This is a genomic window from Vibrio sp. YQ_11 (assembly GCF_043103065.1).
Classification (GTDB): Bacteria; Pseudomonadota; Gammaproteobacteria; order Enterobacterales; family Vibrionaceae; genus Vibrio; species Vibrio parahaemolyticus.
Genome location: NZ_JBICJM010000049.1, coordinates 245,593 through 257,711, shown reverse-complemented (window position 1 = coordinate 257,711; position 12,119 = coordinate 245,593). Strand labels below are relative to the sequence as shown.

Sequence of the window (12,119 nt, the reverse complement as noted above, 5' to 3'; positions counted from 1 at the left end):
TGAGTTAGAGGCGCTTTTTATAAGGACGAAAAATGACAGAACACAAAACGTGCGCGTGGGCGATGAACCACCCTCTAGAGCGCGAATATCACGATGCAGAGTGGGGCGTTCCGGTTTATGACGACACAGTGTTGTTCGAATTTATTACGTTGGAAGGTGCGCAAGCGGGATTGAGTTGGATTACGATTCTGAAAAAACGTGAAGGGTACCGAGAAGCGTTTGAAAATTATGATTTGGACGCGTTGGAACAGAGAAATGAAGAGCGCGCCGAGTACATCGTCGAAAACTTCGATGTAGTGAAGCATCGCGGCAAAATCAATTCAGTATTTAGCAACGCTAAAGCAGCCAAAGCACTTATTGCTGAATATGGCAGCTTATCAGAGGCGTTGTGGCAGTTTGTCGATGGCAAGCCTGTGGTAAATCAGTGGCATGAAATGAGTGACGTACCTGCTTCAACAGAACAGTCCAAAGCCATGAGCAAGTTTCTCAAAAAGAAAGGCTTTAAGTTTGTCGGTGAAACCATCTGTTATGCCTTTATGCAAGCCGTTGGCATGGTGGATGACCACATCGTTGGATGCCCTAAAAAACAAAACCAGTAACGTTTCGTTTATATAATTGTTCAGTTTATACAGCTAGTTCTGGCTGTCATGAATACGTTCCAAGGCTTCGATACGGCGCCATTGAGTTGTCTCGAAGCTTTGCTTTCTCAAATTAGCAATTTCTAACTGCTTCTGTTCGCGACCCAAAAATTCATCATCAAGAATATCTGCACGTTTTTCTAGGTAATTTGTCAGCTCTATTTCAAACGTCGCTCGTTGTTCATCCAATGTTTGCAGCCTTTGCGCACCTTCTTCTCCTACCAACTCGACGCGAGCAAGATACTTATCCTGTGAACTGAGTAATGCGGTTTGGTCGAGTTGCCTCGTTAAGGCATTGTTGCGTTCACTTTGCTGGATGTACTCAGGTTGTTCAGACAACGCTTGGTTGAGTAGTAGTTGCTGAGAATCAGAGTCTTGCTCGTACGTTTTAATCACCAGTTTCTCTATTGCGAGTTGGCGTAGTCGATTTTCTTCATCAAATAGTTGGGAAATTTGTTGATCGTTAAAGTATTCAAGTTGCAAATTTAGAATGGCTTCATTCAGCCGTTGCAGTTGGTTCAACGACAACGTCGTATCTTCAAGTGGTTCTAATTTAGAAAGCGCCCGTTTGTACGCGAGATAGGTTTGAAACAACTCAACATCAATGCCTAGTGAGTTTTGCTGCGAGATACTTTCTTCAATATTTTCTTGGATTTCTTCAAGGCTATGTTCCCCCAAACCACTTAATGAGTACTCAAAAAAGTCTTTCTGAGAGGAGAGGTCGATAGTAGTGTCATGTTGCGATTGAGCCATCTTGGATTGTGGTGAGTCCGATACGTAGAGGGAAGCCGCTCCCACACCGAGAAGCGAAAGAATGGGCACAGCGATAAGAGCGACTTTCTTCATGGGGAACTCCTGTTACAGACCTTGCAGTTTCAAACGATTCGCATGCTGGCGATACAGCGTGACGGGGTCGGTTTCAAAAAGATGGTGGATACCGAGTAAACCGTTTATTTCGTCCAAGTGATTCATTTTGTAATCATCACGAATGACTTTTCCTAAATGAGTGCTGCATGCGCCAACGAGCCCATCGTTTGGCCCATCGAATGCCAAGCCGAGTACCATCATGGCTGCGTCTGTCGGATCGAAAACGTTGGAAAAAGTGGATGATCCGGTCCATGAGTAGTAATACACGCCGTTTGGTGCCAGTAAATCACCGTCGCCACATTCGCTGGTTGGAGTACCTTCAGGGTAGTGTTGGTTAAAAGCTAGCGAGCCTTCCGTCGTTAATGCGGCTAACGAAGCCAGTGGATCTTGATCAAGATCTGAACCACCTGAAAGCAGATTGATCAGAGTGGTTAACCCCTGCGCGAGTTTAACGGCTAACTGTTCTGTCCCCGATCCTTCTGGAACGGTGCCGCGTACTAAGTCTGCGACTTTTGAGCCTTTGTTCACTCCGCCGATACTGGTGACAGAAGCCACTAAATCAGGGCGTACAGAGGCTACATAACGCGCTGTTGGGCCACCATGGCTGTGACCAATGAGGTTCACTTTGCTAGCACCTGTGGCGGCGAGTAAGGTTTCGACTTGAGAAAGAAGCTGCTCACCGCGGGCTTCGCTACTGTTTGTCGCAGAAACTTGTGCCACATAAACTGTAGCGCCATCTTTGGTTAATGAGTGAGGGATACCAAAGAAATAATCCACGCCAGCCAGCGAGTCAAAGCCGAACAAACCATGAACCAACACAATGGGGTATTTGGTTTGCGTATAGCCAGTGGCGGCGTTGGCTGAAGCAATCGGCAGGGTAATTAGAGTAAAAAGCAACACTGCTATGAGTTTGAGTTTCAAAGTTATCTCCTTGTGGTATGACCTCTTATGAGTGATAAAAGGTAGGAGACAAATTGAGAAGATGGGAAGTCTTCATGTAGCACATGTTTTTATTCTGTGATTGCTCAAATGAAAAACAACACAAATGATGAACATTGAAGGAGAGTAAGGTGGGAGGCGGTAGATCTCCAGTTATTTCATTAGCTTATAAAAAAGCCCTGCTGAGCAGGGCGATAACATGAGTTATTTCAGAGAGACTTCTTTTTCAAGCACTAGGGCGTTGTATCGAGCAAATCCGGCTTCTAAATCGGCGATTAAGTCTTCAACATCTTCCAAGCCTACATGAATACGAATCAGAGTGCCTTCAAAGTTCGGATTGGCGACCGTGCGTAAGCTGTTAAAGCTGCGAGGTTCGTTAGCCAAAATCAAACTCTCATAACCACCCCAAGAGTAACCCATGCTGAAGTGTTTCATGCCATCAAGCAAAGCTGTGGTCGCTTTTGGATAAGAGGTTTTCAGCACAAATGAGAACAAGCCATTGCCGCCAGTAAAATCACGCTCAAAGAACTCATGACCAGGGCAAGTATCTAGGGCAGGGTGACGAACATGATCCACTTCAGGGCGGTTTGCCAACCACTGTGCGACTTTCAAACTGTTTTCAGCATGCTGGCGTAAGCGAACATCCAAAGTGCGAATGCCACGTAGGCCAAGGTAAGCGTCATCAGGAGAAACGCATTGACCCATCAGGTAGCTTTGTTCGCGAAGTTGATCCCAGTATTTCTCAGACGCCACTGCGGTGCCGAGCATGACGTCAGAGTGTCCAACGATGTACTTTGTCGCCGCTTGAATAGAAATGTCCACGCCATGTTCGAAAGGTGAGAAGTTCACGCCTGCGCCCCACGTGTTATCGAGCATCACAATGATATCGTGCTCGTGAGCGATGCGCGCCATAGTTGGAACGTCTTGAACTTCCATCGTGATTGACCCCGGCGATTCAAGAAACAGTATTTTGGTGTTTGGTTGAATCAAATCACGAATGTTTTCGCCGATCATCGGATCGTAGTAAGTGGTTTCTACGCCCATCTTTTTCATGATCACGTTGCAGAAATCACGTGTTGGTTCGTAACACGTATCAACCATCAAAATATGGTCGCCAGCTTCAACGAAAGAAAGGATCGCGTTAGAAATAGCTGCCGTTCCGCAAGGGTAAAGAGCACAACCCGCACCGCCTTCGATCTCGACCATTGCGTCTTGAAAAGCAAAGTGAGTGTTAGTGCCACGACGTCCGTAAAACAGCGTTTTGTTTGCGCGGTTTATTGCGGCTTGGTTTTTCTCTGCAACAGTATTAAACACGACAGTAGAAGCGCGTTGTACTGGTGGGTTTACCACGCCGTTGGTCCACTTCTTATCGCGGCCTGCGGTAATGAGTTTGGTCTTTTTGCCCTCTGACATAAATATTCCCTGTCTTAAATATTACAATTTGGATTATTTAAAACATGGACGACATAGGGTTTGCAAGGGAAAAGTCACATATCGACCAATAACCGTTTGGATTGAACGTTTAGAGCGCCGTGTGGTAGCGATGATTACATGAGATGTACTTGGGAAAGCACAGAATAGTCGATGCGAAAAGTAAGACGCAGATAAAATAAACCTCCAGCATGGACTCTCATTACTGGAGGTTTGAACTGAAATGGTTGCTGATTTAGAGCAATGGGTTGAAGAGGTAGAACACACGCTCAAGGAAACGAGAATAAAGGCTACGTTTTTCCCACTCGTCCAAAACGACAGGATGAGATTGCTTGATATAACCATCTTGCAACCATGACAATTGCTTAGTGAACTCTTCATCGTCGACAGCCAGAGTGACTTCAAAGTTCAGCCACAGGCTGCGCATGTCCATATTCACCGTACCCACCAAACAGAACTGGTCGTCGATAACGACCGATTTGGTGTGCAGCAAGCCACCATAGAACTCGTAAATTTTCACGCCAGCGGCCAAAAGCTCGCTGTAGAAAGCGCGCGATGCCCACTGAACCATAAGTGAGTCATTTTTGTGCGGTATGATCAGCTCAACATCAATACCGCGCTGCGCCGTCATTTTTAACGTCTCAAGCAAGTCGGTATTAGGTACAAAATACGGTGTTGTGATTCGTACCGAACGATTGGCTTGGTTAATTGCCAAAGTAAGCACTTGATAAATCAAATACTCTGGCATGCCGGGGCCAGATGGAACCACCTGAATCGGATGTTGGTATTTGCTGTTGTCAATTTTGCACTCCGGCAACTTCGGCAGATAACGTTCGCCCGTTTCTACTTCCCAGTCCCAGCAGTGAATCGCACTTAACACGTTTACGGTTGGCCCTGTAACTCGCACCATGATATCTATCCAACGCCCAACGCCGCTGCTCTGTTTAAAGTATGCAGGATCGACAAGGTTCATTGACCCTGTATAGGCGATTTCATCATCAATGACGATGATTTTTCGGTGCTGGCGAAGATCAAGACGACGTAAGAACATACGCCACATCTTCACTTCGAGTGCCTGAATAACCTCGATACCCGAATCTTTCATCATTTTGTACCAAGGACTTCTGAAGAAGCGTGGGCTACCCGCAGAGTCCAATAGCAGCTTCACATCCACACCGCGTTTGGATGCTTGGATAAGAGCGGATGCTACCGAATCGGCCAAGCCGCCTGGGTGCCAAATGTAGAACACCATTCGAATGCTCGTTTTGGCGTTCTCGATGTCTTCGATGATGGAGTGCAGAATTTCATCAGGAGATTGTTGCAAGGACAGAGTATTCCCGCTCAGAGCAGGTAGCCCAAGACGGTTGTTACACAGTTCATCGATGCGGTAGATATGGCGACCCATGGTTTCAGGCATGTGCGCGTGGCAATCATTGAGTTGACTAAACCACTTGGCAAAAGGGGTAAACATCTCTTTTGCTCGTTCAGCTCGTTTTCTGCCTAAGTTCAGCTCACCAAATAGGAAATAGCACGCGACGCCAAGCACGGGAAGGATATAGATGATCATTAGCCAAGCTAAAGACACGCTTACCGCACGACGCTTCAAAACAACGCGTAAAGTAACACCAGCAACTAAGAACCAATACAGTCCAATGCCAGTAAGAGTAAGAAAATGATAGAACTTGTCCATATACGCTCAAAGTAATATGCCCATCTAGGATATTAAGCATAAAAGTGGGTTGGGGGAACAGATTTCCCAATGAGAAGTGGGATTGACCCTACATGAGGAACAAATTTCATAACAGGTGATTCTGTTATTTTAATGTGAAAAATAAGGCTATTCTTTAACTTTTGAACAAAAAAGCAGCATTTAACGTGCGTAATACTACACTTGTGCGATAAATGTACTTTTTGGGGTTCCAATTCTAATGGGGAACTGCTTTACTTGCTATACATAGAGCGTCGAACAAACTTCTTATAAGTGTATATAAAAATTTACACAAACATTTTAGACGCCTATCTCTATGCATACACAACACAACAAATCTTTGGAGAATAAGCGTGGCTACAACTAATACAGCAGCACCACGTGATACGTGGGGGTCTAAATTAGGCTTCGTAATGGCAGCAGCGGGTTCCGCTGTTGGTTTGGGTAACATCTGGAAGTTCCCGTATACAGCAGGTGAGAGTGGCGGCGGTGCGTTCGTTGCGATCTACCTTTTCTTTGTTATTTTTATCGGCTTTAGCGTCATGCTTACTGAGTTCGCTATTGGTCGTAAGACAGGTCTATCAGCAGTAGGCGCATTTAAATCTACTGACCGACGCTGGACGTTCACCGGCGTAATTGGTGTATTTAGTGGGCTACTTATCATGGGTTTTTACCCTGTCGTAGGTGGTTGGGCGTTAGCGTACATTTTTAAAGTCGGTGGTGGTCTACTAAGTACGCCGGAGGCAATCGGGGACAGCTTTGGTGGCTTCATTTCTGATCCGCTACAACCGCTGTTCTGGATGGGTGTGTACCTTTTCCTTAACGTACTGATCGTAATGAAAGGTATTTCTGGCGGTATCGAAAAAGCGGGTAAAGTTCTTATGCCGCTGCTGTTCATCATCTTGATCATCGTATCGGTGAAAGGTTTGATGCTTCCAGGCGCGATGGCAGGCCTTGAATTCTTGTTCATGCCAGACTTCTCAAAAGTAGACAGTAACGTGGTACTTGCAGCATTAGGTCAGGCGTTCTTCTCATTGAGTCTTGGTATGGGTTGTATGATGACTTATGGCTCTTACTTGAAGAAGAAAGAAAACCTCGTTCAAACAACAGGCATGGTTACGGCAATGGATACCGGCGTAGCGATCCTTGCTGGTGTCGCGATGTTCCCTGCAATGTTTGCTTTCGGCATGGAGCCAGCAGCAGGCCCAGGTCTGGTGTTCGTCGTTGTTCCTCAATTGTTCGCGGAAATGGGCGGTGTGATTGGTTTGCTACTTGCGCTTCTGTTCTTCATCGGATTAACGGTAGCGGCGCTTACCTCTTCGGTTTCATTGTTAGAAGTAGTGGTTTCTTACCTTATCGATGAGAAAGGCATGAAACGTTCTAACGCAGTAGTTTCAGCAAGTGTCGTGATGGCATCACTTTGTGTCTTTGCATCGCTTTCGCTAGGCGGTATGGGACCAACGCTATTTGGTACCGGCGCATTCGATATCTTCGACCTACTGACAGACAAAATCTTCCTAGCGGTTGGGGGTATGTTGGTATGTATCTTTGCTGGCTGGCGTTTAAACCGTGCAGAGCTTGAAAAAGAAATCACGAATGATGGCGAAGTATCATTCCCACTATTTGGCTTATGGTACAACCTCGTTAAATACGTCATTCCGGTAGCGATTGCTATTGTTGCCTTCATGGGAATTAAGTCTGGCTTCGATAGTGGCAAAGGCGAAATCATGGTTTTAGGTATCGCGATTATTGGTTTTGCAGGATTACTTTCGAAGAAACTGTAAACGACTTAAAAAGATAAAGAAAAGCGGGGGCTTAGTAAGGCTCCCGCTTTTTTTGCGTCTGTAGGATAAGACTGACATTTTTAGATTAATTGTGTCTTTTTATAAAACTTTAATTGCAATGTGATGTTTGTCACATAAAATGCGCAACCACTGCAAAGGGGTGTCTATCGTCCCGAAATAATTCATGTGCAGATTGATACAGCAATGTCTGCACAGAACATAATTTATAAGGAACCTTGTCAGTGAAAATGTCAGTTCGTAAAAAGTTATATGCGAGCTTTGGTGCCATTTTGGCAACAATGTTGGTGATGATCGCGATTATTACGTTTGAAGTGATTAATTCACATAAAGTGGCACAAGAAGTCAGAACAGACGACGTCCCAGAGACCATCGGATACATGGCTTTGATCGATGAAGCTGGGGATATTTATCGAGATGCTGTCGGTATGATCATCAATACCAGTGGTGCACAACGTGAATATCAATCGAACAAGAAAGAGTTTGCCTCTGCGTTGGCTGATGTGAAACGTCTTGAAACCGCTGGTGGAGAAGACTATCGCAATATCGAAAAAATTGAGCAGCTTATGGCGAATTTTACGTCGAGCTTTGAGAGCCAAATTCAGCCGAATATTGGGCATCGCAGTTTAGAAGAAAACGTTGAGCAAGTCCGTCAGTTGTACGAGGTGAATCTAGCCCCAATTGAAGACATGCTCAATGCGGCGACGGCAGAAGGCCGACAAAGCACACATGATGCGCTTCTCCAATTGACCGATTCATTCAACGATATTGAGAACACCATTTACGCGCTAGGTACGCTTGCGGCGATCGCAACAGTGTTCATTGCATACTTGTTGTCTAATTCAATCACAGGGCGTTTGACCGCACTGGATACTTTGGCACAACGTGTGGCGGAAGGCGATTTGACAGCTTCTCCTATCAAAGACGAATCGGGTGATGAGCTTTCTAACTTAGCGACCTCTTTAAATAAAATGCAGGCATCTCTAACGGGGTTGATCGGCTCTATTTCAGTCGTGTCTGAAGAAGTTAAGTCGGTCACGAGTGAGTTGTCTGTTGTTAGCCAAGACATTGTTTCTGGTGCGAGTAGCCAAGCCGACAAAGCGAACCTCATCGCAACGGCAGCAGAAGAGCTGAGTTTGACCATTTCACAAGTGGCGGAACAAGGTGCGTCTACCTTTGAAGAAGCTCGTAAATCAGAAGCCACAGCCGAACAAGGCCGTACTGTCATTGTTGAAATGGTAGAGAGCATTCAACAGGTATCGAAGCAAATGGCGGACATGTCGGTTCAGATGAATCACCTTGGTGCTCATGGCGAGAAAATTGGCGCAGTCATTAAAGTGATTGAAGACATCGCAGAGCAAACTAACTTGCTTGCGTTAAACGCGGCAATTGAAGCTGCACGTGCGGGTGAGTTTGGTCGCGGGTTTGCGGTTGTGGCTGATGAAGTCCGTGCACTTGCCGAGCGTACGACGAAAGCAACACAAGAAGTAGGCGAGATTATCCAAGCGATTCAAGTTGGCACGCAAGAAGCCGTGACTTACACCGAAGATGGTTGCCGTTTGGTGGAAATTGGTGTTAGCCAAAGCTCGGGAGCGGTGGAATCATTGGAAGAAATCGTTGCTGGTGCAGGGCACGTGCAAAGCATGGTGAACTCTATTGCAACCGCCGCCGAAGAGCAAACTGCGGTGACAAAAGAAATTGCCGCAGATATTACGTCGATCAGCGACATTTCGGTTCGCTCACTGCAACTAGCGAATGACAGCTCACAAAGCGTAGAAGGTTTGAACCGCAAGGTACACGAGTTGGAAACACTAGTGGGTAAGTTTAAGCTCGCCTAATCAATCAGAATCGGTATACTTCTGGCTCCAAACGTGGAGCCAGTTTTTTATGTTCGATATTCTACATACCCATCCCGATTTTCTGATCATCAATAAGCATCCCAACGTCTCTGTTCATAAAGACGATGGCGACACAATGCTGTTGCAAGAAGTGGCTAAGCAGAGTGGTGATGAGCAGCTCTATCTTATCCATCGCTTGGATAAAATGACATCGGGTATTCTGCTCCTCGGACGCAACGCTAAAGCGGCCAGTACGTTATCGCAAGCCTTTGCTGACCGACAAGTAGAAAAGTTCTATCTGGCGATTGGCTCTAAAAAGCCGAAAAAGAAACAAGGTTTGGTCGTTGGTGATATGGAGCGTTCGCGCCGTTCATCATGGAAGCTGGTCAACAGCAAAAACAACCCAGCCGTCACCCAGTTTTTCTCTCTTGCGGCAGAGCCCGGAGCGCGCCTATTTTTATGTAAGCCACACACTGGTAAAACGCATCAAATCCGCGTGGCATTAAAATCGGTTGGCTCAGGTATTGTTGGCGACCCGATTTACAATGCAGGTAATGAGGCTGATCGCGGTTACCTGCATGCATTTTCACTTTGCTTCCAATACCGAGATGAGCAATATCGCTTTGTTTGCGATCCACGAGAATACCAAGTGCTGGGTAACAAATGGCACAGTGAAATCGTCTCTCAGGGTTTGGATACTTGGCTTTCCCCTTGGGAACTGAACTGGCCTACGATCAAATAACCGTCACAAAGAAAACTAATAAGAGAACTCGATGCAAGCATCACAACTTCCGCTGTTTTTTCAGCATCTAGAAACCGAGCTCGCGCAAGCTCCGAACGAAATTCGTCGACTGTTTCATGGTCGTGGCCGTCGTTTTGAGGGCCTAGAGCAAATCACCTGTGACTGGTTACAAGGTCAGTTGATCATCAACTTGTTTAAAGAAGTCGACGACGCGTTTCTCGCTGAGCTGAAAAGCGGCCTCAATGCGTTGGCACAATCACAACTGTGGGCAGATAAGCAAGGTCGCACTATGGTTCTTCAGCACCGTTATGCCGATGGTGCGCCTTCAGAAGTGCTTGTCGGTGAATTAGACGCTCGCCCTGTCGTTGAAGAAAGCGGTTTGAAATACCAATTGGATATTGGCCGTAACCAAAACTTCGGTCTGTTTTTGGACATGCGCTACGGTCGTGATTGGGTACGCGAAAATGCTAAGCATAAAAACGTGCTCAACTTGTTTGCTTACACGTGTGGCTTTTCTGTCGCTGCCATTGCGGGTGGCGCGGATAAAGTGGTTAACGTCGACATGGCAAAAGCGTCGCTGTCTAAAGGTCGTGAGAACCACAAGCTAAATGGTCATAACATCAACCAGGTAAGCTTTATGGGGCACGATATCTTTAAATCGTGGGGTAAGATTAAAAAATCTGGTCAGTATGACTTGATTATCATCGATCCGCCTTCATTCCAGAAAGGCAGCTTTGCGCTGACGAAAGATTACAAAAAGATTCTACGTCGATTGCCGGATTTGTTGGCAGAAGACGGTCAAGTGATGGCATGTGTGAACTCGCCATCTGTGACAAGCGACTTCTTGATTGAAAGCATGAAAGAAGAAGCGCCAGAGTTGACATTCCGTGAGCGTCTGGATAACCCACCAGAGTTTATGGACGTAGACAGCGAAGCAGCATTGAAAGTGTTGTTATTTAGCTAAAAGACTTTTGTTGCAACAGAAGTAACATCAAAAAAAGCGCCGCGAAACATCTAGACAGACGTATCGCGGCGCTTTTTTGTATTTGGAAAACTAACCAATCTGCACTTCAAGATCCGCTTCGATGGTTGATGAGCAGGCGAGCACATAGCCTTGTTCAATTTCTTCTGGCGTTAATGTTTCTAGGCTGGTGGAAGAGACGCTGCCTTGACGAACCTTGCATTTGCACGAGCCACAAATGCCGCTACGACAAGCGACGATTAATGGTAAACCTGCGCCTTCAAGCACATCGGCCAGTACCTGACCTTTTTGCGCATCGATGGTTTGAGCAAAGTCAGGAACAGAAACATGAACAACTTTATCGGAGACCGATGTTTCTGCGCCAGTCGCTGGCGTAAAACTCTCTTGGTAGAAGTTCGTCATGTCAAAACCAAGGTCATTCAAATAGCCGTGAACATCTTGCATGAACTGACTTGGACCACACAGGTAAACGGTGCGTTGCTTGAAATCAGGAACAAGCTCTCTAAGCCAGTCGGCATTCAAACGACCTTGTGGGTGTGACGTTCCTTCGCGGTTTTTCAGCAACAGCTTTAAATGGAAGTTGGGATACACAGCGTCGAACGTTTCTAGCTGATCGTAGTAAATCGTCTCTTCAGGGCTGCGTGCGATATGAAGAAATGCGATGTCTACATCGTTGTCGTTTTCATCTTGATTACTCAGCCAGTGTTTTGCCATCGAAAATACGGGCGTGACGCCGCAACCTGCACTGATAAGTAAGGCTTTTGTTTCGCCATCACGTAAAACGGGTGGATGGTCAATGCAGTTAAATTCGCCCGCTGGTGGTAATGCTTGAACGGTATCACCAAGCAGCAGCGAGTCAACGATGTAGTTCGATACTTTACCGCCAGATACTCGTTTGATGGTGAGTTGAAGGTGATCGTCTTCATTGATCGAGCTGATTGAATAGGCACGAAACTCCATTTTTCCATCAATTTCGACGCCCAAGTTAATAAACTGGCCAGGCTTAAACTGAAACAGAAGTGATTCGGTTAGTTCGGCCAATTTGATGCTGACGGTGTCGTGTGTTTCGAAGTATTTGTCGATGCAACGGAGTGTGACGGGTTGGTTACCTTGCCATTCAAAAAACATAACAATCTCTTTGGTTGTGGCTATTTTTAGTTCGAAATAGATAG

10 protein-coding genes are annotated in these 12,119 nt (G+C 46.0%); 5 read left to right on the top strand and 5 right to left on the bottom strand.

The genetic code is table 11. The features are described from left to right. Positions 1-32: 32 nt before the first annotated feature. Positions 33-599 carry a DNA-3-methyladenine glycosylase I gene (locus tag ACF8EG_RS21440; RefSeq protein WP_053340580.1) on the top strand — a complete coding sequence of 189 codons (567 nt, stop codon included), beginning with the start codon at positions 33-35 and terminating at the stop codon, positions 597-599. Between the two features lie 33 nt (positions 600-632). Here the strand turns inward: ACF8EG_RS21440 and ACF8EG_RS21435 are convergent, their stop codons facing one another. From ACF8EG_RS21435 to cls, 4 genes are all read right to left on the bottom strand, one after another. Further along, positions 633-1,484 carry a lipase secretion chaperone gene (locus ACF8EG_RS21435; protein ID WP_069505030.1) on the bottom strand — a complete coding sequence of 284 codons (852 nt, stop codon included), beginning with the start codon at positions 1,482-1,484 and terminating at the stop codon, positions 633-635. 12 nt (positions 1,485-1,496) lie between these two features. Next, positions 1,497-2,426, bottom strand: a complete 930-nt coding sequence (locus tag ACF8EG_RS21430) for a triacylglycerol lipase (protein WP_045546126.1) — start codon at positions 2,424-2,426, stop codon at positions 1,497-1,499. Positions 2,427-2,648: 222 nt separating this feature from the next. Next, on the bottom strand, positions 2,649-3,857 hold the full coding sequence (locus ACF8EG_RS21425; protein WP_031821709.1) for a cystathionine beta-lyase: 1,209 nt from the start codon (positions 3,855-3,857) through the stop codon (positions 2,649-2,651). A 253-nt stretch (positions 3,858-4,110) separates the two neighbouring features. After that, the gene (cls, locus tag ACF8EG_RS21420; protein WP_005462347.1) at positions 4,111-5,565 is read right to left on the bottom strand and encodes a cardiolipin synthase; all 1,455 of its coding nucleotides are present in this window, start codon (positions 5,563-5,565) and stop codon (positions 4,111-4,113) included. Positions 5,566-5,936: 371 nt separating this feature from the next. Between cls and ACF8EG_RS21415 the strand changes: the two genes are divergently transcribed. The 4 genes from ACF8EG_RS21415 (at position 5,937) to ACF8EG_RS21400 (ending at position 10,929) form a co-directional block, all read left to right on the top strand. Further along, positions 5,937-7,367: a sodium-dependent transporter gene (locus tag ACF8EG_RS21415; RefSeq protein ID WP_005462328.1), complete on the top strand. Its 1,431-nt coding sequence runs from the start codon at positions 5,937-5,939 to the stop codon at positions 7,365-7,367. A 242-nt stretch (positions 7,368-7,609) separates the two neighbouring features. Next, a complete protein-coding gene (locus tag ACF8EG_RS21410) occupies positions 7,610-9,223 on the top strand; it encodes a methyl-accepting chemotaxis protein (protein ID WP_015296549.1) in 1,614 nt (537 codons plus the stop codon). Between the two features lie 49 nt (positions 9,224-9,272). Further along, positions 9,273-9,965, top strand: a complete 693-nt coding sequence (locus ACF8EG_RS21405; protein ID WP_069505031.1) for a TIGR01621 family pseudouridine synthase — start codon at positions 9,273-9,275, stop codon at positions 9,963-9,965. Between the two features lie 31 nt (positions 9,966-9,996). Continuing rightward, positions 9,997-10,929: a class I SAM-dependent methyltransferase gene (locus ACF8EG_RS21400; protein WP_069505033.1), complete on the top strand. Its 933-nt coding sequence runs from the start codon at positions 9,997-9,999 to the stop codon at positions 10,927-10,929. 90 nt (positions 10,930-11,019) lie between these two features. Here ACF8EG_RS21400 and ACF8EG_RS21395 read toward each other — a convergent pair whose 3' ends face one another. After that, positions 11,020-12,075, bottom strand: a complete 1,056-nt coding sequence (locus tag ACF8EG_RS21395; RefSeq protein ID WP_069505035.1) for a hybrid-cluster NAD(P)-dependent oxidoreductase — start codon at positions 12,073-12,075, stop codon at positions 11,020-11,022. Positions 12,076-12,119 lie beyond the last annotated feature (44 nt).

Excerpts from the sequence above, each read along its gene's own strand:
- ACF8EG_RS21425 (WP_031821709.1), bottom strand. The coding sequence starts at position 3,857 with ATGTCAGAGGGCAAAAAGACCAAACTCATTACCGCAGGCCGCGATAAG.
- ACF8EG_RS21395 (WP_069505035.1), bottom strand. The coding sequence starts at position 12,075 with ATGTTTTTTGAATGGCAAGGTAACCAACCCGTCACACTCCGTTGCATC.
- cls (WP_005462347.1), bottom strand. The coding sequence starts at position 5,565 with ATGGACAAGTTCTATCATTTTCTTACTCTTACTGGCATTGGACTGTAT.
- ACF8EG_RS21400 (WP_069505033.1), top strand. The coding sequence starts at position 9,997 with ATGCAAGCATCACAACTTCCGCTGTTTTTTCAGCATCTAGAAACCGAG.
- ACF8EG_RS21405 (WP_069505031.1), top strand. The coding sequence starts at position 9,273 with ATGTTCGATATTCTACATACCCATCCCGATTTTCTGATCATCAATAAG.
- ACF8EG_RS21440 (WP_053340580.1), top strand. The coding sequence starts at position 33 with ATGACAGAACACAAAACGTGCGCGTGGGCGATGAACCACCCTCTAGAG.
- ACF8EG_RS21435 (WP_069505030.1), bottom strand. The coding sequence starts at position 1,484 with ATGAAGAAAGTCGCTCTTATCGCTGTGCCCATTCTTTCGCTTCTCGGT.